General features: G+C 62.4%; 25 protein-coding genes. 5 read left to right on the top strand and 20 right to left on the bottom strand.

Features of this window, described 5'->3' with window-relative positions; all coding sequences use genetic code 11:
* Positions 1 to 10 precede the first annotated feature (10 nt).
* Genes ggt through holA form a run of 12 tightly spaced genes read right to left on the bottom strand, consistent with a single transcriptional unit; the run spans position 11 to position 14,032 of the window.
* A complete protein-coding gene (ggt, locus tag ATO7_RS15740) occupies positions 11 to 1,693 on the bottom strand; it encodes a gamma-glutamyltransferase (RefSeq protein WP_083563370.1) in 1,683 nt (560 codons plus the stop codon).
* Positions 1,693 to 2,172 (bottom strand): pantetheine-phosphate adenylyltransferase, encoded by a 480-nt coding sequence (gene coaD / locus ATO7_RS15735; RefSeq protein ID WP_146680402.1) that lies wholly within the window; start codon positions 2,170 to 2,172, stop codon positions 1,693 to 1,695. The genes ggt and coaD overlap by 1 nt, the downstream gene beginning before the upstream one ends.
* Entirely contained in the window at positions 2,169 to 2,786 is a 618-nt protein-coding gene (rsmD, locus tag ATO7_RS15730; protein ID WP_083563368.1) for a 16S rRNA (guanine(966)-N(2))-methyltransferase RsmD, read from the bottom strand. The genes coaD and rsmD overlap by 4 nt, the downstream gene beginning before the upstream one ends.
* Positions 2,786 to 4,231, bottom strand: coding sequence for a metalloprotease TldD (tldD, locus tag ATO7_RS15725; protein ID WP_083563367.1), 1,446 nt, complete (start codon positions 4,229 to 4,231; stop codon positions 2,786 to 2,788). The genes rsmD and tldD overlap by 1 nt, the downstream gene beginning before the upstream one ends.
* 2 nt (positions 4,232 to 4,233) lie before the next feature.
* Positions 4,234 to 5,052: a carbon-nitrogen hydrolase family protein gene (locus ATO7_RS15720; RefSeq protein ID WP_083563366.1), complete on the bottom strand. Its 819-nt coding sequence runs from the start codon at positions 5,050 to 5,052 to the stop codon at positions 4,234 to 4,236.
* A complete protein-coding gene (locus ATO7_RS15715; RefSeq protein ID WP_083563365.1) occupies positions 5,049 to 8,795 on the bottom strand; it encodes a YhdP family protein in 3,747 nt (1,248 codons plus the stop codon). The genes ATO7_RS15720 and ATO7_RS15715 overlap by 4 nt, the downstream gene beginning before the upstream one ends.
* Before the next feature lie 9 nt (positions 8,796 to 8,804).
* Positions 8,805 to 10,268, bottom strand: coding sequence for a ribonuclease G (gene rng, locus ATO7_RS15710; RefSeq protein WP_083563364.1), 1,464 nt, complete (start codon positions 10,266 to 10,268; stop codon positions 8,805 to 8,807).
* Positions 10,261 to 10,848, bottom strand: coding sequence for a Maf family protein (locus ATO7_RS15705; RefSeq protein ID WP_146680401.1), 588 nt, complete (start codon positions 10,846 to 10,848; stop codon positions 10,261 to 10,263). The genes rng and ATO7_RS15705 overlap by 8 nt, the downstream gene beginning before the upstream one ends.
* On the bottom strand, positions 10,841 to 11,311 hold the full coding sequence (gene rlmH / locus ATO7_RS15700) for a 23S rRNA (pseudouridine(1915)-N(3))-methyltransferase RlmH (RefSeq protein WP_146680400.1): 471 nt from the start codon (positions 11,309 to 11,311) through the stop codon (positions 10,841 to 10,843). The genes ATO7_RS15705 and rlmH overlap by 8 nt, the downstream gene beginning before the upstream one ends.
* A gap of 4 nt (positions 11,312 to 11,315) precedes the next feature.
* Positions 11,316 to 11,696, bottom strand: a complete 381-nt coding sequence (gene rsfS, locus ATO7_RS15695; RefSeq protein ID WP_083563362.1) for a ribosome silencing factor — start codon at positions 11,694 to 11,696, stop codon at positions 11,316 to 11,318.
* Positions 11,680 to 12,972: a glutamate-5-semialdehyde dehydrogenase gene (locus ATO7_RS15690; protein ID WP_206044959.1), complete on the bottom strand. Its 1,293-nt coding sequence runs from the start codon at positions 12,970 to 12,972 to the stop codon at positions 11,680 to 11,682. The genes rsfS and ATO7_RS15690 overlap by 17 nt, the downstream gene beginning before the upstream one ends.
* A gap of 43 nt (positions 12,973 to 13,015) precedes the next feature.
* The gene (gene holA, locus ATO7_RS15685; RefSeq protein WP_083563361.1) at positions 13,016 to 14,032 is read right to left on the bottom strand and encodes a DNA polymerase III subunit delta; all 1,017 of its coding nucleotides are present in this window, start codon (positions 14,030 to 14,032) and stop codon (positions 13,016 to 13,018) included.
* 110 nt (positions 14,033 to 14,142) lie between these two features.
* On the opposite strand from holA, the gene coq7 reads away from it, so the two are divergent.
* Positions 14,143 to 14,781, top strand: a complete 639-nt coding sequence (gene coq7 / locus ATO7_RS15680) for a 2-polyprenyl-3-methyl-6-methoxy-1,4-benzoquinone monooxygenase (protein ID WP_083563360.1) — start codon at positions 14,143 to 14,145, stop codon at positions 14,779 to 14,781.
* Positions 14,782 to 14,787: 6 nt separating this feature from the next.
* Here coq7 and speD read toward each other — a convergent pair whose 3' ends face one another.
* Both speD and ATO7_RS15670 read right to left on the bottom strand, forming a co-directional pair.
* Positions 14,788 to 15,564 (bottom strand): adenosylmethionine decarboxylase, encoded by a 777-nt coding sequence (gene speD, locus ATO7_RS15675; protein WP_083563359.1) that lies wholly within the window; start codon positions 15,562 to 15,564, stop codon positions 14,788 to 14,790.
* Positions 15,565 to 15,567: 3 nt separating this feature from the next.
* Complete coding sequence (locus ATO7_RS15670) at positions 15,568 to 16,014, bottom strand: OsmC family protein (protein ID WP_083563358.1); 447 nt, start codon at positions 16,012 to 16,014, stop codon at positions 15,568 to 15,570.
* 20 nt (positions 16,015 to 16,034) lie between these two features.
* On the opposite strand from ATO7_RS15670, the gene ATO7_RS15665 reads away from it, so the two are divergent.
* On the top strand, positions 16,035 to 16,679 hold the full coding sequence (locus tag ATO7_RS15665) for a cyclic nucleotide-binding domain-containing protein (protein ID WP_083563357.1): 645 nt from the start codon (positions 16,035 to 16,037) through the stop codon (positions 16,677 to 16,679).
* Here ATO7_RS15665 and trpC read toward each other — a convergent pair.
* Genes trpC through rpe form a run of 5 tightly spaced genes read right to left on the bottom strand, consistent with a single transcriptional unit; the run spans position 16,638 to position 21,187 of the window.
* Entirely contained in the window at positions 16,638 to 17,447 is an 810-nt protein-coding gene (trpC, locus tag ATO7_RS15660) for an indole-3-glycerol phosphate synthase TrpC (RefSeq protein WP_083563356.1), read from the bottom strand. The two genes, ATO7_RS15665 and trpC, sit on opposite strands and share 42 nt — an antisense overlap.
* Positions 17,444 to 18,487, bottom strand: a complete 1,044-nt coding sequence (trpD, locus tag ATO7_RS15655) for an anthranilate phosphoribosyltransferase (RefSeq protein ID WP_083563355.1) — start codon at positions 18,485 to 18,487, stop codon at positions 17,444 to 17,446. The genes trpC and trpD overlap by 4 nt, the downstream gene beginning before the upstream one ends.
* A complete protein-coding gene (locus ATO7_RS15650; protein ID WP_083563354.1) occupies positions 18,484 to 19,065 on the bottom strand; it encodes an anthranilate synthase component II in 582 nt (193 codons plus the stop codon). The genes trpD and ATO7_RS15650 overlap by 4 nt, the downstream gene beginning before the upstream one ends.
* Positions 19,062 to 20,519 (bottom strand): anthranilate synthase component I, encoded by a 1,458-nt coding sequence (gene trpE, locus ATO7_RS15645; protein ID WP_083563353.1) that lies wholly within the window; start codon positions 20,517 to 20,519, stop codon positions 19,062 to 19,064. The genes ATO7_RS15650 and trpE overlap by 4 nt, the downstream gene beginning before the upstream one ends.
* Positions 20,516 to 21,187, bottom strand: coding sequence for a ribulose-phosphate 3-epimerase (gene rpe / locus ATO7_RS15640; RefSeq protein WP_083563352.1), 672 nt, complete (start codon positions 21,185 to 21,187; stop codon positions 20,516 to 20,518). Before rpe ends, trpE begins: the two co-directional genes overlap by 4 nt.
* Before the next feature lie 138 nt (positions 21,188 to 21,325).
* On the opposite strand from rpe, the gene ATO7_RS15635 reads away from it, so the two are divergent.
* A complete protein-coding gene (locus ATO7_RS15635; protein ID WP_083563351.1) occupies positions 21,326 to 22,210 on the top strand; it encodes a phosphoribosylaminoimidazolesuccinocarboxamide synthase in 885 nt (294 codons plus the stop codon).
* 54 nt (positions 22,211 to 22,264) lie between these two features.
* Positions 22,265 to 22,564 (top strand): hypothetical protein, encoded by a 300-nt coding sequence (locus ATO7_RS15630; RefSeq protein WP_083563350.1) that lies wholly within the window; start codon positions 22,265 to 22,267, stop codon positions 22,562 to 22,564.
* A 127-nt stretch (positions 22,565 to 22,691) separates the two neighbouring features.
* Here the strand turns inward: ATO7_RS15630 and ATO7_RS17035 are convergent, their stop codons facing one another.
* Positions 22,692 to 23,219 carry a phasin family protein gene (locus tag ATO7_RS17035; protein WP_083563349.1) on the bottom strand — a complete coding sequence of 176 codons (528 nt, stop codon included), beginning with the start codon at positions 23,217 to 23,219 and terminating at the stop codon, positions 22,692 to 22,694.
* A gap of 161 nt (positions 23,220 to 23,380) precedes the next feature.
* Between ATO7_RS17035 and ATO7_RS15620 the strand changes: the two genes are divergently transcribed.
* Complete coding sequence (locus ATO7_RS15620; protein WP_083563348.1) at positions 23,381 to 24,682, top strand: YihY/virulence factor BrkB family protein; 1,302 nt, start codon at positions 23,381 to 23,383, stop codon at positions 24,680 to 24,682.
* Positions 24,683 to 24,684 lie beyond the last annotated feature (2 nt).

The raw sequence follows: 24,684 nt of genomic DNA, 5'->3' as shown, positions 1-24,684 counted from the left end.
TGCCGGCACGTCACGGCCCTGCCGCGCGCCCGGTTTTCGCCTGACCTACACCACGTGGATCGGCAGCCGCTTCGACACGGTTGCGCTTCATGTCCCAGATGACGGCCTGCATGTTGCCGTACTGGCGCGACATTTCCTTCAGGCTGTGGCCACGTTTCTTGAGTTCGGCACGGCGCTCCGGGCTCAAGCCACCCGGCTCGTACTCGATTTCGTCCGGCAGATACTGATGATGAAAGCGCGGTTCGGCGACGATGCTGCGGGCCGACTGGCCATCGATCACACCATTGATGGCGTGATACACCATCGTGATGATGCGGCTGCCACCCGGCGTCCCCACAATGGCCACCTTGTCCGCCCCCTCGACAAAGGTCGGCGACATCGATGAGAGCATGCGCTTGCCCGGCTCGATGGCGTTGGCCAAGCCACCGACCAGACCGTAGCCGTTGGGCTCACCAGGTTTGGCCACGAAATCGTCCATCTCGTTGTTGAGCAACACGCCAGTGCCGCCAGCGACGAACGTGGAGCCGAGCATGAAGTTGATCGACAGCGTGGCCGCCACGCGGTTGCCCTGTGTATCGATGATCGAGAAATGGGTGGTGTTACGACCCTGACCACTGTTGCCACCAACCGGCGCCAGTGCGGCGCTGGCCGAGGCCTCGTCCATGGAAATGGTCTTGCGCCAGCGCGCCGCGTAATCCCGGCTCAGCAACTGCCGGCTGGGCACATCGACAAAGTCACTGTCACCCATGAAACGGGCACGGTCGTAGTAAGCCCGGCGCATGGCTTCAACGCTCAGATGATCACGCGCCCCCTGATCCAGACTGTCCCAGTCATACCCCGACAGAATGTTGAACATCAGCCCCAGCACCAGACCACCCGACGACGGCGGCGGCGCGCTGACAATCTGCCAGCCGCGGTAGTCCATGATCACCGGCGCACGCTCAACCACGCTGTACGCGGCCAGATCCTTGTGGCTCCAGATACCGCCCGCCTCACGGACCGCCTCAACCAGCCGGTTGGCCACCCGCCCCTGGTAGAAACCGGCAGCGCCAAACACCGCGATGCGCTCCAGGGTTTTGGCCAGATCAGGCTGAACCAGCGTGTCGCCCTGCCCCAGCGGCTTGCCCGCTGGCAGATAGAGCGCTGCACTGGCCGGCCACGCCGCCAATTCCTTGGCCCTGAAGCGGATGTACAGCGCGAGTTTGTGATCCACTTCGAAGCCATCTTCGGCGTAACGCTGCGCCGGTTTCAGGCTGTCCTCCAGCGCCAGCTGCCCGTAGTGCTTGCTGAGATGCTCCAGTGCGGCCGGTATCCCGGGAATCCCGGCGGCCAGCGGATGGCTGCGCAGTCGCGATTCGACCACCTCGCCGTCAGCATCCAGGTACATATCGGGGTCGGAGGCCAGCGGCGCTTTCTCGCGCGCATCGACGAAAACCTTGCGCCCGCTGCGGGCATCGTGCAGCAGATAGAAGCCGCCACCGCCCAGGCCAGAACCTGAGGGTTCAACCACAGCCAGCGCGGCGCTCACCGCAACCGCTGCATCGAAGGCGTTGCCACCGGCTTCGAGAATCTCCTGCCCAGCTTTGGTGGCCAGCGGATGTGCCGTGGCAATCGCCCATTTCGGCGGCGTCGGGGCCGCCAGCAGCGGCGCCGAAAAACACAACGCCGCCAGCACTGCCCAGCAATGACGCATCAGGACTCCCAGGGCCGTGACTTGGCCTCCTCCTCGACAAGCTCCGGCACCAGATCAGTCAGCGGACCACCCAGCTGAGCGATCTCACGCACCAGCGTGGAGGAGATGTGTGCGTACTTGGCGGTCGGCGGCAGAATGATGGTGTCGATCTCCGGCGCCAGATGCTTGACCATACGCGCCATCTGCGACTCATAGTCGAAATCCGTGTTGTTACGCACCCCACGGACCAGCACGGTGACTCCGTTCTGACGGGCGAATTCGATGATCAGGCCGGAAAACCCGCAAACCCGCACATTGGGAATATGGGCCAGCGCACGCTCTGCCATATCGACCCGTTGCTCCAGCGTGAACAGCGGATTCTTGGCCGAGCTGCGGGCAATGGCCACGACCAGCTCATCGAACATCGCGCTGGCGCGCGTGATCATGTCGGTGTGACCCAGCGTGATGGGGTCGAAAGTCCCGGTATAGGCGGCTTTCACGAATTGTCTCCACGCATTGATTCGGGGTGCCCACTATAGTCGAGCAGACGAAACTCCACATCCGCGGCGCGTTTGTGCTTGAGCTCACGCCAGGCCGGGTCGCGCGGCCCCGCCCAGTCGCGCGCCGACTCCACATAGACCCGGTGGGCCGGATTGAGCAGGTCTGGCAACACGGCCAGCGCCTCATCCCACAACCCGGCCTGAAACGGCGGATCGACAAAAACCACATCGAATTTGTCGTTGCTAGACGCCAGCGCGGCAACAGCATCAGCCCGACGAACCTCCAGTTGCGGCGGGCGCGCGCCCAGCTGCGCCGCACTGTCGGCCAGTTGGCGTGCGGCCAGTGCATCCGGCTCGAACATCAGCACACTGGCGGCCCCGCGTGACAGGGCCTCGAAGCCCAATGCGCCGGTTCCGGCGAACATATCGAGCACCCGCACATCGTGCAGATCGTAAGCCAGCCAGTTGAACAGGGTTTCACGCACCCGGTCCGGCGTTGGACGCAGCCCCGGACGATCCGCCACAGGCAGCATGCGGCCACGCCATTGCCCGCCAATGATGCGCAGGCGCCCACTCGGGCCGCCCCCGCGCTTGCCAGGAGGCTTGCGGGCCATCAGCCCGTTTCGGTGCCGCCCACGGTCAGGGTATCGACCTTGAGCGTCGGCTGGCCAACCCCGACAGGCACGCTTTGGCCATCTTTGCCACACACCCCGATACCGCTGTCCAGGGCCAGATCGTTGCCCACCATGGACACCGCGTTGAGCGCCTGAGGCCCGTTGCCGATCAGGGTAGCGCCCTTGACCGGGCGACCCAGCTTGCCGTTCTCGATGAGATAGGCTTCTGATGCGCTGAACACGAAGTTGCCGGAGGTGATGTCGACCTGGCCGCCTTCGAAGTTGCAGGCGTACAGCCCACGCTCAACGCTGGCGATGATCTCATCCGGATCATGCGCACCAGGTTGCATGAAGGTGTTGGTCATGCGCGGCATGGGCAGATGGGCAAAGGATTCACGGCGCCCGTTACCGGTCGCGGCCACCCCCATCAAACCGGCATTCAGCTTGTCCTGCAGGTAACCCTTGAGGATGCCGTTTTCGATCAGCACATTGTGCTGGGTCGGGGTGCCTTCATCATCAATATTGAGCGAGCCGCGACGTTCGGCCAGAGTGCCGTCATCAACGATGGTGCACAGCGAGGACGCCACCTGCTCGCCAACCCGCCCGGAATACACCGAGCTGCCTTTGCGGTTGAAATCACCTTCCAGGCCATGCCCCACGGCCTCATGCAGCAGCACACCGGGCCAGCCCGGGCCGAGCACCACGGGCATGCTGCCGGCTGGCGCGGCCCCGGCATCCAGTCGCAACAGCGCCAGGCGCACCGCTTCCTTGGCCAGCGCTTCGGGCGATACGCGCTCGCCCAGATGGCTCAGCTCGTAACGGCCGCCGCCGCCCGCGCTGGCCGACTCGCGCTTGCCGTTGCGCTCGACGATAACCTGAATCTGCAAACGCACCAGAGGCCTGATGTCGCTGGCCAGCGTGCCATCGGATGCGGCGATCAGCACATGCTCATGACTCGCCGACAGGCTGGCCATCACTTGCGACACCGCCGGGTCGGCGGCGCGGGCCGCAGCATCGGCACGCCGCAGCAGATCCAGCTTGGCATCCGCATCGAGACTCGCGATCGGGTCCAGCGGCTGATACAGGGCATGTCCGGCCGGCTTGCGCCAGCCGGTGATGGCGCCGCTGCCACCCTGGCGTGCAATCGCCCCTGCGGCCTCGCAGGCCTGCTGCAGGGCCGGGCGCTCCAATTCATCGGAATAGGCAAAGCCGGTGGTTTCGCCACTGATGGCGCGAACCCCAACGCCCTGATCAATGCCGTAGCCGCCGCTTTTGACGATACCTTCCTCCAGCGACCAGCTTTCGCTGCGCCGGGCCTGGAAGTAAAGATCGGCCGCATCCACGCCAGGACGCATCAAACCATGCAGCACCTGCTCCAGGTCAGACAGTTGCAGGTTGGCCGGCGAAAGCAGATGAGATTGGGCGCGTTCCAGGGTGTTGGACATGATTACAGACTGCGATGTTGCAAAACGGGGAATTCCCGGCGGCGCCGGGCCAGCGCGTCGAGGTCGATAACGGCCTGACACAGGCCGGGCTGTTCATCACAGCTGGCCAGCACGCGCCCCCAAGGGTCGACGATCATACTATGGCCCCAGCTGCGCTGACCGCTGGGATGGGTGCCGCATTGATTGGCCGCAACCACGCCGGCGAGATTCTCGATCGCCCGCGCCCGCAGCAAGACCTCCCAGTGCTCCTGCCCGGTGGCATGGGTGAAGGCGGCTGGCACCAGCAATAGCTCGGCCCCTTCGGCGACCAGCTGGCGGTAAAGCTCGGGAAAGCGCAGGTCGTAGCAGATCGACAGCCCCACGCGCACCCCGTGGCACTCGAAGCTTTGCGGCGCATTGTCGCCGCGGCGGAAATAACGCGACTCCTGGTAAACCTTGCCGTTGTCCAGCGCCACGTCGAACAGGTGCAGCTTGTCGTAGCGCGCAACGCGCTGGCCAGCCGGATCAAAAACCAGGGTGGAGGGCCACACATGCTGGGCGTCAGCTTCAACCTGCAGCGGGAACGATCCCACCACCAGATGCACCCCGCAGCGGGCCGCCAAAGCGGCCAGCGCCTGTTGCCAGGGGCCGTCATCCAGCGGCTCGGCCAGGTCCAGCTTGTCGCGTTCATGCACGCCCATGAACAGGGCATTTTCCGGCAGCAGCACCAGCTGCGCGCCGCTGCGCGCCGCCTCGCCAACCAACGCCTCGATACAGGCGAAATTGGCCGCGGCATCAGCGCTGGCGCAGTACTGTACGGCCGCCACATTCAGTTGTGTCATTGCAGTCGACTCACTTGCGGATTGTCCCAGCTACCACCCAGGTGATAGCCGATCTGGGTGACCTGATCCAGCGGCTGATCGAGCAGTTCCTGAGCCAGCAGCGTGAACAGGCCCACCACCGGCCCACCAAGCACCGTGGCGGCCAGTGAGACCCCCGAGCTGACACCCGGATAAATCGTCACGACCTGATCGTAGCGACGCTGAACCAGATCCACATCGCCACGCACGGCCACCCGCACGGAGGTCCCCTTGAGCTGCAGGTTCTGAGTTGTCGCCACGCCCCCGCTGATGTCGAAACCGCCGGAAAGTTCGTCGAAGCTCAGCCCGGTGTTGACCACATCGCTGAAATCCAGGAAGAACCGGCGCGGCAAGGCGTTGATGCTGAACAGGCCCAGCACCCGCCCGGCGCCGGGTTCGATATTGAGCAACTGCCCATCGCTGAAATCGAAATCCAGTCGACCGCTGGCATTGCCCACGCTCAGGCCTTGAGGGTCCGGGCTCCAGTTGAGCTGGCCATTCAGCCGCCCGCGCCGGGCGACCAGATGATCCTCGTAACCGAATACCGTCAGCCAGCTGGCAAAGGCCTCGGTGTCCATGGCGAACTCCACCGCGCCCGAGGTGCCGGTGTCATCGCGCAGCCACAAGCCGGAGACATCCAGCTCGCGGCGCTTGGGCGAATCCACGATGAAGCGCGTGATGCGGGTGCCGCGCCCGACCGGCTCAAGATCCAGTTGCATGCGCCCCAACGCGACATCGTTGAGGGCAAAGTCCTCAACCTCCAGATTAAGGTGAGGTATCTCGTTGGGATCGATCTGATCACCACCGCGCAGATTGACCTCGCGGGTCCAGTTGAGACGCTGGAAATCGCCACGCAGACGCAAACGCCCTTCGGGCTGCTGGTGTGGAATCTCGATGCGCCCCTGAGCACGCGAACCGGCCACGCCGATGGCCCAGGCCGCGCTCTCTCGCGTGACCTGTATGCGCGTGTCGGGCAAGCGCTGGCCGAACGCAAACAGCGTGTCCGCGCGCAGCACCAGGCCGCCAAATTCCTGTGTCGCACCACTGCCCGACGCCGAGCGGGTCAACTCCTGGATCAGCGGCAGCCACTGATCCAGATTGACCTCGGCCAGGCGCCCCTCCACCCACCAGCCAGGCGCTCCAGCGGGCATGGCATCGGCGCCCAGATTGAGCCGCGCGGCGCGCAAACCCTGGCCCTGCTTGTCGAGCAGCAGGTCCAGACCGAGCCGCTCACCATAAGTCACGTGAACCCGGGTGTTCTCATCGGGCTCGATGCGCACCGTCAGAGGCCGTGCCTGCTCCGCACTCTTGGCAAAGGGCTGCGGCAGATCCAGCGCCGTGCCAAGCAATGGCGACCGCACGATCACCGCGCGATCGGCGCCACGCCCAACCTCCATCTCCAGTCGCCAGTCGCTGGCCCCGGCCCCGCGCGCCTTGAGCCATTGCGGCACCGGCACTGACGGCGGCAGGGTCTTGGGCTCGGCGCTGAAGCGCGCTTCGATGCGCGTCTTGCCCTGATCCGGCATCAGATTGACCTGGGCAGGCAAGCCCGCCACCACGGCGCTGATGTCACGTCCGCGCAAGCCGTTGCGATCGATATGCAGGGCGCCACTGATCTTCTGCACCGGATCGGGCCAGTACTTGGTCCACAGCGCCGCGCGATCCAGCTCCAGATCGACCGCGTAATCCACCGCGTTCTTGTCTTTAAGCGGCAGGGTGAGCTTGAGCTGGCCCTGGGTGCGCCCGGACAGATCGAGACTGTCGAAGGCCTCACGCATGTTCTTGCGCAGCCCGGAACGACCCAGCATGGCCCAGATGTCGGCCGCATCACCCTGCACCGCGGCATCCACGCTCAACACCGAGTCGCGCAGATCAGGAATGATCGCGCGGGCCTGCTGCACGCTGGCATTGGATATACCGCCGGCCGCCAGGTCCACACTGAGCTGTTTGCCATCAATCAGCAGCCGCGCCGACTGAACATCCAGTGCCGGCCAGTCCGGGGCAAAGTTGAAGGTGGTGTCACGCAAATCCAGATCGACCCGGAAGGTGCCCTCACCCTGCGGATACGGGATACCCTGCAGCGGGCCGCGAATGGCAACCTGCCCGGCTGCAACCTGGGCTGGCCCGATGGCCCGGTTGAGCCAGGATTTGAGCGAGTCGTGCCACACGGTGGGCTGATAGGCCAGCCATGGACGTGGGTCGGAACAGAAGAAATTCAGATCCAGATCAATGCGCGGCTGCTCACCCAGCAACAGATCCAGCCGGCCAACGCCGTCCATGTTCATGCCCGCGTAATGCAGCGCCGGCGCTTCAATGCGCCAGCCATCGGGGCCGCGTTGCCAGCGCGCCGTTCCGCTCAAGGTGTCCAACATCAACGGCTGATCGAAGACCCGGGGTGCTTCGACCACCAGATCCTGACTGGTCAGCTGCACGCGCCCACCGCTGGCGCCCAGACTGACCGCGCCGCTGAGGTTGTACATACCGGGTATTTTGTCCACCGGGCGGACGCTGAGCTGCTGGAACTCGGCGGTCAGCTCGGGAATCGTCTCGCCGGGCGACGAACGCAGCACCACATCGTGCAACTCGCCGGAGGGCGCCATCGCCGTCAGATGGGCAGACACGGCCTGCGGCAGCAGGGTCAGCCACGGGCTCAGATCATCCAGACGCAGGTACTGGGCGTTGAGCGCATAGCGGCTAGTGCTGAAGCCGGACGCGCCGGGCGACCATTCGGCCAGTACATGCTGCTGTGGCCAACGCCCACTGGGCCCGATCACCCGATCCAGCTGCATCGAGGCGCGCACGCCATGCGCATCGCGCCCGCTGCCATAGCTTTCGCCCGGGCGGCTGAGCTGTAATTCGCCTGCCAGTTCGATGAAGCCCCGCGGCACCGCTGCCGGACGCAGATTGACGAAATCGAATTCCAGGCTGGCCTGCTGCCAGACCCCATCACGCCAGTGGCTGTCGAGCACCAGCTGGCGCGGCTGCCCGGCCAGCGCCGGCGCCTGAGGGAAAAACGCCTGAATGTCTTCCCAGATCTGCCAGTTGCGCGCATCCAGTTCGACCCGACGCAACTGCCACGGCTCCGGATCCAGCAACAACTCGGCTTCCAGTCGGGTGTCCGGCTGTCCGCCCAGATGCAGATCGCCCAGCACCTGGACCCGGCCAAAGCGCCGCACCGCACTGATCCGTTGCACCTGCAGATCCCGGATCGGGCGTGCGTTGTCGATGTCGATCCAGCGCACCCGCGCATCGAACAGCTGCACCTCGCCCACACGCCGCAACTGCTCAAGAAAATCGCCCGGCGCCGCCTGGGTTGAGCCATCGGACTCGACCCCGGCCAGGTGCAAGCGACCGTCCTCATAACTGAGCTGCAGACGGGTACCCACCAGACTGATGCGCGCCGGAATCACATCACCGGCAGCCAGACGAAACAGCGAAAAGCCGAGATTCAGCTGGTCGAAACTGAGTCGGGCCTGCGGATCGTCACCAATCTCCACGCCATTGAGCTGCAGCGTGGGGTAACGCCCGCGCCAGATCAGGTCCATACCCTGGATATCGACCGGGCTTTTCAACACCTCGGCCACCCGCGCCTGAACCTCGGCGCGGTATTCCGGCACCAGTTGCACGCCGATGCGAAATGCCCCCACCAGCAGGCCAAGCAGAATCAATATGGTGGCGGCAAAGCCGACACCGGTGACCCACAGACGCCGTCGCAACCGGTTCATCAGGCGCGACTAGAGCGGTACGACGTCGTAGGACTCGGGCAGGTATTGCGCCTCGGCCAGCAAACGTATCGGCTTGTGCACGACTTCTTCGAGCTCGGCCAGGCCGGTCGACTGTTCATCGGCGAGTCGGGCGATCACGTCGGGATGGGCCAGCACACGGTATTCACGGGCCTGGAACTGGCGCGCCGTGCGCCGCAGTTCGCGAAAGATTTCGTAGCAAACGGTTTCGGCGGATTTGATGCGGCCACGGCTCATGCAGGTAGGACAGGGCTCGCACAGAATTCGTTCCAGCGACTCGCGGGTGCGCTTGCGGGTCATTTCCACCAGCCCCAGCGACGACAGCGAGCACACCACGCTCTTAGCGTGATCGCGACTCATTGCCTTGCCCAGCGCGGCAAGCACCTGTTCGCGGTGGGTTTCATCGATCATGTCGATGAAATCGATGATGATGATGCCGCCCAGATTGCGCAGGCGCAGCTGGTGCGCGATGGTTTGCGCCGCTTCGAGGTTGGTCTTGAAGATGGTCTCTTCGAGGTTGCGATAGCCCACATACGCGCCGGTGTTGACGTCGATGGTGGTCATTGCTTCGGTCTGGTCGAAGATCAGATGCCCGCCCGACTTGAGCGGCACCTTGCGGTCCAGCGCCCGTTGTAACTCGTCTTCCGCCCCGTACAGGTCGAAAATCGGCGCAGTGCCATCAAACAGCTCGATTTTCTCCGCGGTGCCCGGCACGAAACGCTGGGCAAATGCGACACAGCGCTGGTAGGCCGCTTCGTCGTCGATCCGCACGCGCTCGATGTCATCATTCATCAGGTCACGCAAGGTGCGCATGATCAGCGGCAGATCGCTGTGCACCAGGGTGCCGGCCGACGAGTGCGGCGCGGCTTCCTGTATCGAATCCCACAGACGGTGCAAAAAGGTCACGTCATTGCGCAGCTCTTCGCTGTTCACACCTTCGCCGGCGGTGCGCACGATGAAACTGCCGGGACGTCCGGATTCCTCGATCAACTGGGTCAGCAGGTCACGCAGGCGGGTGCGCTCGTCCTCATCCTCGATCTTGGTCGAGATGCCAACATGATCGGCATGCGGCAAATAAACCAGATAGCGCGATGGAATGGTCAGCTGGCTGGTCAGACGCGCGCCCTTGCTGCCTAGCGGCTCCTTGATCACCTGGACCAGCACGGAGTCGCCTTCACGCAGTAAGGCGTTGATGTCACCGGCACCGCTGGCCGGCGAGTTGGCCGCGTCGACATGAATATCGGACGCGTGCAGGAACGCGGTGCGATCCAGCCCCACGTCGATGAATGCGGCCTGCATACCGGGCAGCACGCGCTCGACACGGCCCTTGTAGATGTTGCCCATGACGCCGACATGGCTGGCGCGCTGGATGAAGATTTCCTGCAGCACGCCCTGCTCCACCAAACCCACGCGGGTTTCCTGGGGGCTGACGTTGATCAGAATTTCGTCACTCATGCACGGACCAGACGGGCGGTTCTACACCGAATAACTTTAGCAGCCCGAGGCTGCCCTGGAGCGGCAAGCCGACCACGCCGGAGTAACTGCCGCGAATTTCCGTGACAAAGGCCTCGGCCAAACCCTGGATTGCGTAGGCCCCGGCCTTGCCTGCAGATTCGCCGCTGTTCCAGTAGGCCTGGATTTGCGCCGAACTCAGCGTTGCGAACTGCACCTCGGTCCGGCTCAGCAGGGTTTCGCTGCGCTGCGCGTTGCGCACGCACACGGCCGTCAGCACTTCATGCGCCCGACCCGACAGCCGCGACAGCATGTCCAGTGCATCATCACGGTCGCGCGGTTTGCCCAGCACATCCTGCTCCAGCACCACCACGGTGTCGGCGCCCAGCACCGGCAAGCCAGCGCCCTCCACCGCCGCGGCCTTTTCGCGGGCCAGACGCAGCACGAAATCGTCCGGTGACTCGGCCGGCCGGCGGCTTTCATCGATATCCGCCGGGCGCACGGCAAAACGCAAACCGTAGCGGCCGAGCAAATCAGCCCGACGCGGTGACTGCGAGGCGAGGATGAATTGGCAATCAGTCACGGTGGTAGGGGTGTCCGGAAATCACGGTCCAGGCGCGATACACCTGCTCGACCAGCATCAGGCGGGCAAGCCCGTGGGGCATGGTCATCGGCGACAGCGAGATGAGTTCGCTGGCGTGTTTGCGGAACGCCTTGGAATGCCCATCGGCGCCGCCGATAACCAGCGCCACATCCGGCCCGTCGAGTTGCCATTGTTCGATCCTGGCGGCGAACCCGCGGGTGTCGTGACGCACGCCGCGCTCATCCAGCAGAACCACACGTTCATTGGGTTTGAGGCGCTGGATGAGCCGCTGTGTATCCGCCTCCTGCAGCTGCTCACTGCTCATGCCGGCCTTGCGTGGCGCGGCATCCACCACATCCAGGCTCAATGGAAACTGCCGCGTGAAACGCTTGAGGAAATCCTCAACACCCGCATCAACCCATGCTGGCATACGCTTTCCGATGCACAGCACGCGCAGTTTCACGCCTTCACTCCTGGATTTCGGCGTCGTCGGCCTGGCTGTCGTCCATGCTTGAAGGGCCCATCGACCAGAGCTTCTCCAGCTGATAGAAAGCCCGGGCCTGCGGCTGCATCACATGCGCAACCACGCCGCCCAGATCGACCAGCACCCATTCGCCCTCATCCAGACCCTCGATGCCACTCGGCTGGTAGCCGGCGTCCTTGCAGGTCTTGACCAGATTCTCGGCCAGCGATTTGACGTGACGCTGCGAGGTGCCCGAACAGATCAGCATGTGATCGGTCACCGTGGTCAGGGCACGGACGTCCAGCGTGACCATGTCCTTGGCCTTGCCGTCGTCCAGAGCGGTGCTGGCGAGTTCCAGCAATGTTGTATCAGCGGATATGGCCATCACCCATCACGACATATTTCTCCGTGGTCAGACCATGCAGGCCAACCGGTCCACGCGCATGCAACTTGTCGGTGCTGATGCCGATCTCGGCACCCAGACCATATTCAAAACCGTCGGCAAAGCGGGTCGAGGCGTTGACCATGACCGAACTGGAGTCCACTTCACGCAGGAAACGTCGCGCTTTGACCAGATCCTCGGTCACGATGGCATCGGTGTGCTGCGAGCTGTACTGACGAATATGCGCCATGGCCTGCTCCAGATCATCAACCACGCGGATCGACAGGATCGGCGCCAGGTATTCAGTGGCCCAGTCGTCGTCGCTGGCACTGGCCATGTCATCGACCAGGGCCTGCGCGCGCGGGCAGCCGCGCAACTCCACACCGGCCTCGCGATAAGCGGCCGCCAGGTCCGGCAGCAGATCGGCGGCGCGGCTGTGTGCAATCAGCAGGGTTTCCATGGTGTTGCAGGTGCCGTAACGCTGAGTCTTGGCGTTGACCGCGATGGCCAGCGCCTTGCTGCGATCAGCTGCATCATCAATGTAAACGTGGCAGATACCATCGAGGTGCTTGATCACCGGCACGCGCGCGTGTTCGGCCACCGCACTGACCAGACCCTTGCCGCCACGCGGCACGATCACATCGATGTATTCCGACATGCCCACCATGATTGGCACCGCGGCACGATCGGTCATGTCCAGCACCTGCACACAATCGGCTGGCAGTTCGACATCGCGCAAGGCCTGGGTCACACAAGCGCCAATCGCCAGATTGGAGCGGATCGCCTCCGACCCACCACGCAGGATCGCCGCATTGCCGGATTTCAGACACAGCACCGCAGCGTCGGCGGTCACATTAGGCCGCGATTCGTAAATGATGCCCACCACGCCCAGCGGCACACGCATCTTGCCAACCTGGATGCCGGAAGGGCGGTATGACCAGTTGCTGATGGCGCCGACCGGATCATCCAGCGCCGCCACCTGACGCACACCGTCCGCCATCGCGCGGATGCGCTCCGGGGTCAGCTCCAGGCGGTCGAGCAAAGCTGCATCCAGACCTTTTTCGCGTCCGGCCTGCATGTCGCGGGCATTTTCCGCCAGCAAGATGGACTCACGGCTGACCAGCAGGTCGGCCAGAGCAAAGAGCGCGGCGTTCTTGACGCCAGGGTCGGCGGCGCTGATCGCGCGCGCCGCTTCGCGCGCACGCTGGCCCACCGCCAGCATCTGGCGCTGCAGGAATTCCTGGTCCGCCGCGTTCACTGCGGCAGCGTTGGCTGACATATCTCTCTCGACATCATTCAAATGAGGCGCCTGAAAACGCGCCCTAAGCCGCGCGTCGCACGCGGGATGCGGCCAGACGAACGGCCAAGTTTACCAAGTCTTCCCAGAAACGCGCTTCCGGCGCTGATTTGGCCGTCTTGTCCAGCCCTACAACCAGCAGATGCAGCCGCCGCACCGCCCCCGGCCCGAGACGATTCAGCGCAGCCACGAACTGCGGCTGGCGGTTGCGCCACACGCCGGCCGCCGCACATGCGCGATCCGGACCGATCTGTGCGGCCTTCTGGGCGGCCAGATGCAGGCTGCGGATGTCGCGCACGAAACTGGACAGCACCAGCACCGGCGCCGCACCTTCCTCGCGCAAACGCTTGATCATGCGCAAGCCGGTGGCCAGATCCCCTTTCAGCAAGGTGTCGGGCAAGTCAAAGCTGGCATAGCGGGCATGATCGCTGACCACCGCCTGCAGAGCAGGCAGATCCCAGGTTTTGCCAACGCCCAGCAAGGGCAGCTTTTCCAGTTCCTGTCGCGCGGCCAAAAGGTTGCCCTCAACCTGCTCGGCCAGCCAGCTCAAGGCCTCGTCGGTCAGGGTCAGCCCCAGACTGCGGGCCCGCTTGTGCAGCCATTTGGGCATTTGGTCAGGACGCAGACGGCGGCAGCGCACCCCCACGCCAGCCTCGGACACCCGCACCATCCAGGCGTTGTCTTTGGGCGGTGCCGCGGTGGTTGTAGCAATCACCAGCAAACGCATGTCCGGCGACTGATTGGCCACGAAAGCCTGCAAGGCCTTGCTGCCCTCATTGCCGGTCTTGGCTTCCGGCACACGCAGCTCGATCAGCTGCTTCTGTGAAAACAGCGACAGGGCGCTGCCCTCGGCGAGCAGTTCGTCCCAGTTGAAACCGGTGCCGGCTTCCAGCACCTTGCGCTCGTCAAAGCCTTGTTCGCGCGCCGCACGCCGCAACGCATCGGCCGACTCCTCGACCAGCAACGGCTCATCGCCAATCGCCAGCGCGGCGGACCATTGCGCAGGCAGGCGACGTGGCACATCGTCAGCGCTCAGCCACATGGGGTCAGAAACAGGCTCAATCTCATGCCGTCATTATGCGGGCAGTGCGCGTCTTGTCACAGGGCCGGCCATGAATTTTGCAAATTCTCACAGGGCTTTAGAATGAACCCATGAGCAATCGCCATCTGTCACCACTGGACGCCCTGCTTGCCGACCTGCAGCACGGGCTGAACAGCCTGCGCCCCGGCCCGACCGACAAGGCCAGCTACCCGGCCCGCGATCACGACGAAGATCTGGATGCGCGCGAACGCCAGCATGCGGCCGGGCTGATGCGGGTCAACCACGCCGGCGAAGTCGCCGCACAGGCGCTGTACCGCGGCCAGGCGCGCGTGGCGCGCAATCCCGACACCCGTGAGCATCTACTCGACGCCGCACTTGAAGAACAAGCGCATCTGGACTGGTGCACTCAACGCTTGGAAGAGCTCGGCAGCCAGCCCAGCCAGCTGAGTCCGCTGTGGTTTGCCGGCGCCTATGCAATTGGTGCGGCTGCCGGTCTGGCCGGAGATCGCTGGAGCCTGGGTTTCGTCTCGGAAACCGAACGCCAGGTCGAAGAACATCTGCAAGGCCACCTCAGTCAGCTGCCTGAGGGCGACAAACGCAGCCGCCAGATTGTTGAGCAGATGAAAGAAGACGAAGCCCGTCACGGCCAGCAGGCGCGCGATGCTGGCGGGCGCGAACTGCCACCACCGCTGCGCGGCTTGATGCGCGCGGCGGCCAAAGTCATGACCACCGCTGCCTACAAGGGCTAAATCAGCCTATCGCGGCATATTGCGGCCGTAGAAGATTTCCAGAATCTCGTGTTCGACACTGCGTCGGATGCGCTTGGCTTCCTTGGGCGTGATCTCGTCCACGCCTTCACCGAACAGATAGGTGTCGAGATCCAGATCACGCAAACGCATTTTGGTGTGGAACATGTATTCCTGATACACGTTCACATCAATGGCGTCATAACGGTTGCGAATATCGCGCTCGAGAAAATCCTGAATCGAGTTGATCTTGTGATCGATGAAATGCTTGCGCCCTTTCACATTGCGGGTAAAACCACGCACGCGATAGTCCATGGTGACAATGTCAGACTCAAAGCTGTTGATCAGGTAATTGAGTGCACGCAGCGGCGAAATCACCCCGCAGGTTGAAACATCAATGTCCGCACGGAAGGTACTGATCCCGTGGTCGGGATGGGTTTCAGGATAGGTGTGAACGGTGATGTGGCTCTTGTCCAGATGTGCGACAACCGTCTCTTTCTGCACATCGTCCATCGGCTCTTCGCAGATCAGAATGGTGACGCTGGCACCCTGCGGCTCATAGTCCTGACGGGCCACGTTGAGCACGTTGGCACCGATGATGTTGGCCACCTCGGTCAGGATATCGGTCAAACGCTCGGCGTTGTACGCCTCATCGATGTATTCGATGTACTCCTTGGTCTGCGACTCGCTACGCGCGTAGCAAATGTCGTAGATATTGAAACTCAGCGACTTGGTCAGGTTATTGAAACCATGCAGCTTGAGTTTGTGATTGAGCTTTTTTTGCACGTGTTACTCCTGAGCGTGCACAGCGGGGGCAGGCCCCAGATCGACAATATCGCAGGCGTGGGTGATCTTCACAGTGGCCTGCAGCATCAGGCTGGCTGAACAGTATTTTTCGGCCGACAGCTTTACCGCACGCTCCACCTGGGCCGCTTTCATTTCGTGCCCGGTCACGGTGAACTGCAAATGAATGGCGGTAAACACTTTCGGGTCCGTTTCGGCACGCTCGGCGGTCACTCGCACATCACAATCGACGACGTTCTGACGTGCGCGCTTGAGAATATGAATAACGTCCACATTGCTGCAGCTACCGACACCGAGCAGAATGAGCTCCATCGGACGCGGCCCGATATTGCGACCACCGATGTCCGGCGGACCGTCGATCACGATGGCATGGCCGCTTCCGGTCTCGGCAACAAAACTGGCCCCGTCGAGCCAGCGAACACGTGCTTCCATTTTTAGGTAATCTCCACGTTATGAGTGCGATCGGTGAAACCAATTTTCTTGAAGATCCGGCGGTTCGGGCGTTTGTAACCCAATCGCACCGGCGCCGTTTCAGCGCCAAACAAACCGTGATCCACTCTGGTGATTCGCCTCAATGTCTGTATCTGATCCTGGAAGGCTCGGTCAGCATTTTGGCCGAGGATGAACAAGGGCGCGAAATGGTACTCGCCTACTGCCATCCAGGCGAGTTTTTTGGTGAGATGTGCCTGTTCCCGCATCTGGAATCACGCAGCGCACTGGTCCGCACTCGCGCCGAAACCTGGGTTGCTGAAATGGGCTTTGAGCCGTTCAAGGCGTTTTCGGCCAAACATCCGGAAGTGATGAAGGTCCTGGCCGGGCAACTGGCGCTGCGCTTGCGCGATACCTCACGCCGCCTGGCCGACCTCAACTTCCTGGATGTTTCAGGCCGCGTAGCGCGCATTTTGCTTGATCTGGCCAATCAGCCAGACGCACAACGCGAAGAACGCGGCTGCATCGTCAAACTCAGCCGGCAGGAATTGGCCCGCATCGCCGGCTGCTCACGCGAGATGGCCGGCCGGGTCCTCAAAACGCTGGAAGATGACGGCCTGATCGAATCAAGCGGTCGCAAAATCCTGATCTTGCAGCCAGGCAGCTAAGGCTGCGCCGGGGTCCGGCTTACGCATGAGATGCTCACCGATCAGGAAGCCGTAAACGCCGGCCTCACGCATGCGGTGCATATCTTCGGCGCCGTGGATACCACTCTCAGTCACGATGTCTCGTCCGCCGGGCACGTCTGCAAGCAAATCCAGCGTGGTGTTGAGTGAGGTTTCGAAGGTTTTCAGATTGCGGTTATTGATGCCGAGCAAGCCGCCCGGCAACTGCAGAGCACGCTCAAGCTCGGTGCCGTCGTGCACTTCAACCAGCACATCCAGCGCAGATTCGCGGGCGGCCGCGTACAACTCGTTCATCTGAGCGTCTGACAGCGCGGCCACGATCAGCAAAATGCAGTCGGCACCCCAGGCTCGCGATTGGGCCATCTGGTAGGGATCGATCATGAAGTCCTTGCGCAGCACCGGCAGCTCGCAAGCCGCTCGTGCCGCAACCAGGAAATCGGCATGTCCCTGAAAAAAGGCCTCATCGGTAAGAATCGACAAGCAGGTCGCTCCGCCGCGGGCGTAACTGTCGGCCAGGAACGGCGGATCAAAATCGTCGCGAATCAGGCCCTTGCTGGGAGAGGCTTTCTTCAGTTCCGAGATCACCGCGCTGCGACGCGCAGAGATCGCCGTATTCATTGCCGCCTCAAACCCGCGCGGTGCCGATTGCTGCTCGGCAAGCTCTGCCAGGCCGGCCAGCGAAATGGCTTTCTTGGCCGCCCGGACTTCATCAGCCTTGTGCGCCAGAATCTTGTCGAGAACGCTGCTCATGAGGAGGCCAACGACTGGCTCAAACTGGCCAGTTCTGACAATTTTTCGGCGGCCGCGCCGCTGTCGAGCACCTCCTGAATCCGGCTCACACCGGAGGCCCAGTCGGCGACCACGCCGGACACATACAGAGCTGCGCCACCATTGAGCGCGATCATGTCGGCAACCGGCCCACGCTCGCCGGCAAAGGCCCAGCGGATCAACTGCAGACTGTCCTCTGCATCGCTGACCTGCAATTCCTTGCGATCACAGCGCGACAAACCAAAATCTTGCGCCTGCACCTTGTAGCTGTGCAGCTCACCATCTTTCCATTCGGCAACCTGGGTGGCGGCAGACAGGCTCACTTCATCCAGGCCATCTTCGCTGTGCACAACCAGGACATGCTCACAGCCGAGATTGCCCAGCACCTGAGCGATCGGCTCAACCCACTGGCTGGCGAAAACGCCCATAACCTGGCGCCGCGCACCGGCTGGGTTGGTCAACGGACCGAGCAAATTGAACACGGTGCGCACACCAAGCTCTTTACGCGGCCCCACCGCATGCTTCATCGCCGGGTGAAAGGTGGGTGCAAACAGAAAACCCAGTCCGATCTCTTCCACACAGCGTTTGACCTGCTCCGGAGCCAGATCAACATTGACCCCGGCAGACATCAGCACATCGGCGCTGCCGCTCTTGCTTGAGACCGAGCGGTTGCCATGCTTGGCCACTTTAGCCCCCGCCGCCGCGCACGCGATGGCGCTGGCCGTGGACACGTTGAAAAAACTGGAGCCGTCGCCACCGGTGCCGCAGGTGTCGATAAGCTGCGCCTGCAGACTGTCGGAAAAACCCATGGGCGCGGCGAATTCGCGCATCACCCGGGCCGCCGCGGTAATTTCCGTGACGGTTTCACCTTTCATGCGCAGGGCGATCAAGAAACCGGCGATCTGCGCGGGCGTGGCTTCGCCACCCATGATCTGGCGCATCACCGCCGCTGTGGTATCGGCCTGCAGATTGTCGCCGTCCAGCAGCTGATTCAGGGCCGCGGTAAATGTCGCGTTGCTCATTTGCCTTCCAGAAAATTCTTCAACATGTGGTGGCCGTGCTCCGACAGGATCGATTCGGGATGAAACTGCACCCCCTGCACGTCCAGTTCACGATGGCGCAGCCCCATGATCTCGTCACGCTGACCATCTTCGGTCAATGTCCAGGCGGTGACCTCAAGACAATCCGGCAAACTGGCTGCATCCACCACCAGTGAATGATAGCGCGTCGCCGTGTACGGGCTGGGCAGATCGGCGAATACCCCTTGCCCAGTGTGGTGAATCAAGGAGGTCTTGCCGTGCATGACCTGTTTGGCGCGGACCACCTGACCGCCAAAGAACTGGCCGATCGCCTGATGCCCCAGGCACACCCCGAACAGCGGAATCTTGCCGGCAAAACGCCCCACCACGTCGAGCGAAACCCCCGCTTGGTTGGGTGTACACGGGCCGGGTGAAACCACAATGTGGGACGGCGCCAACGCGGCAATCTCGTCCACGCTGATCTCGTCATTGCGCGCGACCTTGACCTCAACCCCCAGCTCCATCAGGTACTGGACCAGGTTGAAGGTGAAAGAGTCATAGTTGTCGAGCATCAGAATCATGACTGAGCCTCCGCATGCCGGCGCGCCTGCGCCAGCCCCGCAGCGCGCAACACGGCACCTGCCTTGTTCATGGTTTCCTGCCACTCGGCATCGGGCACGGAATCGGCCACGATGCCGGCACCGGCCTGAATGAAGATACGACCGTTGCGGACCACCGCCGTGCGAATCGCAATCGCGGTATCCATGCTGCCATTCCAGGCCAGATAGCCCACCGCACCGGAATACACCCCGCGTTTGCTTGGCTCCAGTTCATCGATGATCTCCAGCGCGCGGATTTTCGGCGCACCGGACAAGGTGCCAGCAGGAAAGGTTGCGCGCAGCACATCGATGGCGTCCGCCCCGTCACGCAAGGTGCCGCTGACGTTGGACACGATGTGCATCACATGCGAGTAGCGTTCGATGACCATGCGGTCGGTCAACTGCACGCTGCCGGGCTCGGCAATGCGACCCACGTCGTTGCGCCCCAGATCGATCAGCATCAGGTGTTCGGCCAATTCCTTGGGATCTTCCAGCAACTCGCGCTCGTAAGCCTGGTCCTGAGCGGCGCTGGCGCCACGTGGGCGCGTACCGGCAATCGGCCGCAGCGTGACCTCACGCTCTTCCAGACGCACCAGGATTTCCGGCGACGAACCCACCACCTGAAAGCGTTCCTCGCCCTCACCGAAATCGAAGTAATACAGATACGGTGACGGGTTGAGGCTGCGCAGGGCGCGATACAGGTCGAGCGGACGTCCATCGAACGGGGCGCTCAATTGCTGCGAGAGCACCACCTGCATGGCATCACCGGCCAGGATGTAATCGCGAATCCGCTCGACCCCGGCCTTGTAGCCGGCCTCGCCGAACCTGGATTCAAAAGCCAGCGCCTCGGGCTCGTCAAAATGCCAGGGCGCCTCCGCCGGCAGCGGCACCGCAAGCTGAGCCATCAACTCGTCGATACGCGCCTCAGCCTGAGCCTCGCTGCCCGGCGCGCACAGAATCACGAAATTCAGCCGCCCACGCAGATTGTCGAACACCACCAGTTCATCAGCGCGCAGCAGCAGAATATCTGGCGCGCCAACCGTGTCCTGGTGGCTCACACCGGCCAGGCGCGGTTCGATCATGCGCACCGTGTCGGCGCCAAAATAGCCGACCAGCCCGCCGTTCAAACGCGGCAGGTCAGGCAGATCAGGCGCTTCAATCTGGGCCGCATAATCGGCGATCCACTGCAACGGGTCTGCCGGCGTGCAACGGCTGATGACTTGCGCGTCGCGGCGATGTTCCAGCACCCCGCCCTGCACCCGAATCTGCTCGCGCGCGGCCAGACCGATGATCGAGTAACGCCCCCAGCGCTCACCGCCTTCTACCGATTCGAGCAGGAAACTGTTCGGTCGATCAGCCAGCTTGCGGTAGGTGGAGAGCGGCGTTTCCAGATCCGACAGTGCTTCACGCACTACCGGAATCAGCTGCTCTTTCATGAGTCGATCTGCTCACGCATCTTGGCGATGGTCGCGGCGTAATCGTCACTGCCAAAAATGGCTGATCCGGCAACAAACGTATCGGCCCCGGCCGCGGCAATCTCGGCAATGTTGTCGACTTTGACGCCGCCATCAATCTCCAGCCGCGTGGCCAGTCCTGCTGCATCAATGCGCTGACGAATCGCGCGCAGCTTGTCCAGCGCTGAGGGGATGAAAGACTGACCGCCAAAGCCCGGGTTCACCGACATGACCAGAACCAGATCCAGGTTGTCGAGCACGTAGTCCAGCGCGCTCAGCGGCGTGGCCGGATTGAGCACCAGACCGGCCTGACAGCCCTCGGACTTGATCAGCTGTATGGTTCGGTCCACATGGCGTGATGCCTCCGGATGGAAGCTGATCAGGCTGGCGCCAGCGGCCGCAAACTCCGGAATGATGGCATCGACCGGTTCGATCATCAGATGCACATCCATCGGGGCGCTGATGCCGTATGCGCGCAGCGCCTTGGGAATCATCGGGCCGAAGGTCAGGTTGGGTACGTAGTGGTTGTCCATCACGTCCACGTGCACCCAATCCGCGCCGGCATCCAGAACGCGTGAGACATCCTCGCCAAGGCGAGCGAAATCGGCCGACAGAATCGACGGCGCAATGACCGGCTTTTGGGTATTCATGAACCTGAAACGACGTAGTAACTGCAAAATAAGAGACCGCCTGTCAGGCGGCAGGGGCGCTACTTTACCTAAAAGGGCACCTTGGCATAAAGTTGCGCCCTTTTTTCGCAAATTCGCACCACCCGTCTGGAGCCGCGCATGACTCAAGCTGTTCACACCACAGACCTGCTTGACCTGCCGCTTGTGAACCGCGGCAAAGTTCGTGACATCTATGCGGTCGACGACGACAAACTGCTGATCATCACCAGTGATCGGCTGTCGGCGTTCGACGTGGTGCTGCCGGACCCGATTCCGGGCAAGGGCGCAGTGCTGACCCAGTTGGCCAACTTCTGGTTCCAGAAATTCGCCGACTGGCTGCCCAACCATCTGTCGGACACCCCGCTGTCCGATGTGATCACCGATCCCGACCTTTACGCGCAACTTGCCGACCAGGCCATCGTGGTCAGAAAGCTCAAGCCGCTGCCGGTGGAAGCCATCGTGCGCGGCTACATCATTGGTTCGGGCTGGAAGGACTACCAGAGCACCGGCGCGGTATGCGGCATCGCATTGCCGCAAGGCCTGCAGCAGGCCGAGAAGTTGCCGGAACCAATCTTCACACCGTCGACCAAAGCGGCGGTGGGCGATCATGACGAGAACGTCGATTTCGACCACATCGTTAATCTGATCGGCCGCGAGCTGGCTGAAAAGGTCCGCGATCTGAGCCTGCGGCTGTACGCCGAAGCCTCCGCTTACGCGCGCGAGAAAGGCATCATCATCGCGGATACCAAGCTGGAATTCGGCCTGGATGAGGACGGCAACGTGGTGCTGATCGATGAAGTCCTGACCCCCGACTCCTCGCGTTTCTGGCCCGCAGATCAGTACCAGTTGGGCATCAGCCCGCCGAGTTTCGACAAGCAGTTCGTGCGCGACTACCTGGAAACGCTGGACTGGAACAAAAAAGCACCGGGCCCCAGCCTGCCCGCGGCCATCATCGCCAAAACCGCAGAAAAGTACGCCGAAGCGCGCAAGCGCCTGGAAGGCTGAACGACGCGGTTACAAACCCGTACACTGGCCTCTACCTGACATTAGGAGAACGGTGTGCAGATCAAGATCGAAATCGACCTCAAGCCTGAAGAACTGCGTCAGTTCCTCGGCATTCCTGATGTGCTCGGCATCCAGGAAGATCTTTTTCGCTATGCGCGCGACAAATTCTCGGACGGCCTGGATGGCGTAGACGCCAAAACTTTCGTCAAGGAAAACATGGACGCCGTGCGCGGCACCAAAGCATGGCAACGCCTGATCGCTGCGGCCTTCGGATCGCTGGAGGAAACCCCTGACGAAACGAGCCGCAAAAAGGGCTCGCGCCGGCGCCGCACGACGGACAGCGACGACGTCTGAGCGTGTCCCTAAGCCCTATTTGCGCCAGGCCTACGCCGGATCCTGCACACAAAAAACCGGGCGCTTCCGAAGGAAGCACCCGGCGGGGGCGGCAGTGCTGACGCACCGCCGAGGGGGGGATCGTGGCTTAGGAAGCCGCAGCCGCCTTGGCCGGAGCCTTACGAGCGGTGGTGGCCTTCTTGGCCGGAGCCTTGCGAGCCGCCGGCTTGCGCGCGGTGGTGGCTTTCTTGGCGACCGGCTTCTTGCCTTCAATGGTCACCTTGATCTGGTCGGCACTTTTCTTCAGCAGCTTGGCCAGGTCTTCGCGCGTCTTGGTCACGGTGGTGACGGTCACGTTGTAAGCCTTCACAACGTCGTCTTTGCCTTCCGGCAGGAAAGCCGCCGGCTGAGCAGCGAATTCCTTGATACCGGCTTCGCGCGCCTTGGTCAGGCTGACTTTAGCGTTGTCGAACAGACCTTTCGCGGTGGTCTGATTGGTGTCGGCGACTTTCTTGGCGTTCTTCTTAACCAGATCACCAGCCTTCTTGGCGGTGTCGCGCGACGTTTTGATCACGTCCTGAGCCTGCTTGCTCACTTTCTCGTAACGAGCCTGAGCTTCTTTGCTCACTTTCTCGGCACGGCCTTTCACGTCATCAAAAATTTCTTGAACCTGCATGGACTAATCTCCCAAAAGCGCATGTGTGATGTTCGGAGGGCACAAAATGCTGTGCTGCAACATTTGTTGCGCCGCATCATAGTAGTGCGTCAGATTGCTGTCAAGTGTTGCAGTGCAACATTAGGGCGCCAGCCGACGAACGGCGCATCAGGTGTAACTTTATGAATATAAAAGAGTACTGGGACGGACGACTGAACCTGCTGTGGACATATTCCGCGCAGGGATGGCGCCGGCAAGCCCTCCAGGCTGGGCGCTTGGTGTTCTGCACCATCCGCGAACTGACCGCTGGCGAGCTGACCCTGCGCGCCATGAGCCTGGTCTATACAACCCTGCTCTCGCTGGTCCCGCTGCTGGCCCTGGCCTTTTCCATCATGAAGGGTTTGGGGGTTCACAACCGAGTCGAACCCATGATCGCGGCCCTGCTCGAACCGCTAGGCCCATCCGCTGGCGAGATCACCACGACAGTGATCGGTTTTGTCGACAACATCAAAATCGGCGTCCTTGGCTCGATCGGCATCGCACTGCTGTTCTACACCGTGCTGGCGATGATTCAGAAGGTGGAAAGCGCGTTCAACTTCATCTGGAAAATCCCGCGTCAAAGACCACTGACGCAGCGCATCTCAGAGTATCTCGTGGTTTTGTTGCTCGGCCCACTGGCTATTACTTTGGTCATAGGCACAACCGCCAGCCTGAGCTCCAACCGACTGGTCGAGAATCTGCTGAGCAGCGAGCTGGTGAGCCAATCCGTCTATCTCGCCGGCCTGCTGCTGCCCTACGTTGTGATCGTCAGCATTTTCACCTTCGTATTCATGTTCATTCCGAACACCCGGGTGCGTCTGCTTCCAGCTTTTGTCGGCGGCCTGGTCAGCGGCCTGCTGTGGCAATCGGCGGCCTGGGGCTTCGCCAATTTCGTCGCCGGCTCATCGGGTTACAACGCCATTTATTCCAGCTTCGCCATACTCATCCTGTTGCTGATCTGGCTGTATCTGGGCTGGCTGATCCTGCTCACCGGCTGTCAGATTGCGTTTTTCCTGCAGCACCCCGAATACCTCACCCGGGTTCGGCGCCATGCCGAAGCTTCAGGCGCAACCCGGGACATGCTGATTCTGACCTTGCTTGGACTGGTGCAGGCCCGCTTCAGCGACGCTCAAAGCGGGCTTAACCCCGCTGAGCTGGCGCGCCGCAGCGGCGCACCGCCAGATCTGGTCAATCCCATGATCAACAATCTGCTGGCATGCGGTTTGTTGGCCGAAACCGCTGACGGCGCCTTGCTGCCACGCGTTGATATGGGGCGCATGGCTCTGGCCGAACTACTCAATCGCGTGGACGCACGCAGTGTTGTCCACCGGCAGGGTGGGGGCGTGCATGAGCGCGCCCGTGATCTGGCTGAACAACTGGCTCAGGCCCGCACCGCCGTGCTCGGCGAGCTCACCCTGAATGAATGGCTGGAAACCGGCAACTGACG

Origin of the sequence: Oceanococcus atlanticus (assembly GCF_002088235.1) — a bacterium.
In the GTDB taxonomy this organism is placed as follows: domain Bacteria; phylum Pseudomonadota; class Gammaproteobacteria; order Nevskiales; family Oceanococcaceae; genus Oceanococcus; species Oceanococcus atlanticus.
This window is presented reverse-complemented; position numbering and strand designations above follow the sequence as displayed.

Bases quoted from the DNA above. Each gene is read 5' to 3' on its own strand.
- ATO7_RS15620 (WP_083563348.1), top strand. From the start codon at position 23,381: ATGAATATAAAAGAGTACTGGGACGGACGACTGAACCTGCTGTGGACA.
- trpC (WP_083563356.1), bottom strand. From the start codon at position 17,447: ATGAGCAGCGTTCTCGACAAGATTCTGGCGCACAAGGCTGATGAAGTC.
- ATO7_RS15670 (WP_083563358.1), bottom strand. From the start codon at position 16,014: ATGGAAGCACGTGTTCGCTGGCTCGACGGGGCCAGTTTTGTTGCCGAG.
- rsfS (WP_083563362.1), bottom strand. From the start codon at position 11,696: ATGGCCATATCCGCTGATACAACATTGCTGGAACTCGCCAGCACCGCT.
- ATO7_RS15720 (WP_083563366.1), bottom strand. From the start codon at position 5,052: ATGACACAACTGAATGTGGCGGCCGTACAGTACTGCGCCAGCGCTGAT.
- rng (WP_083563364.1), bottom strand. From the start codon at position 10,268: ATGAGTGACGAAATTCTGATCAACGTCAGCCCCCAGGAAACCCGCGTG.
- rpe (WP_083563352.1), bottom strand. From the start codon at position 21,187: ATGAATACCCAAAAGCCGGTCATTGCGCCGTCGATTCTGTCGGCCGAT.
- ATO7_RS17035 (WP_083563349.1), bottom strand. From the start codon at position 23,219: ATGCAGGTTCAAGAAATTTTTGATGACGTGAAAGGCCGTGCCGAGAAA.
- ggt (WP_083563370.1), bottom strand. From the start codon at position 1,693: ATGCGTCATTGCTGGGCAGTGCTGGCGGCGTTGTGTTTTTCGGCGCCG.
- ATO7_RS15715 (WP_083563365.1), bottom strand. From the start codon at position 8,795: ATGAACCGGTTGCGACGGCGTCTGTGGGTCACCGGTGTCGGCTTTGCC.
- ATO7_RS15650 (WP_083563354.1), bottom strand. From the start codon at position 19,065: ATGATTCTGATGCTCGACAACTATGACTCTTTCACCTTCAACCTGGTC.
- ATO7_RS15690 (WP_206044959.1), bottom strand. From the start codon at position 12,972: ATGTCAGCCAACGCTGCCGCAGTGAACGCGGCGGACCAGGAATTCCTG.
- coq7 (WP_083563360.1), top strand. From the start codon at position 14,143: ATGAGCAATCGCCATCTGTCACCACTGGACGCCCTGCTTGCCGACCTG.
- rsmD (WP_083563368.1), bottom strand. From the start codon at position 2,786: ATGGCCCGCAAGCCTCCTGGCAAGCGCGGGGGCGGCCCGAGTGGGCGC.
- trpD (WP_083563355.1), bottom strand. From the start codon at position 18,487: ATGAGCAACGCGACATTTACCGCGGCCCTGAATCAGCTGCTGGACGGC.
- holA (WP_083563361.1), bottom strand. From the start codon at position 14,032: ATGTGGCTGAGCGCTGACGATGTGCCACGTCGCCTGCCTGCGCAATGG.
- ATO7_RS15665 (WP_083563357.1), top strand. From the start codon at position 16,035: ATGAGTGCGATCGGTGAAACCAATTTTCTTGAAGATCCGGCGGTTCGG.
- trpE (WP_083563353.1), bottom strand. From the start codon at position 20,519: ATGAAAGAGCAGCTGATTCCGGTAGTGCGTGAAGCACTGTCGGATCTG.
- tldD (WP_083563367.1), bottom strand. From the start codon at position 4,231: ATGTCCAACACCCTGGAACGCGCCCAATCTCATCTGCTTTCGCCGGCC.
- ATO7_RS15635 (WP_083563351.1), top strand. From the start codon at position 21,326: ATGACTCAAGCTGTTCACACCACAGACCTGCTTGACCTGCCGCTTGTG.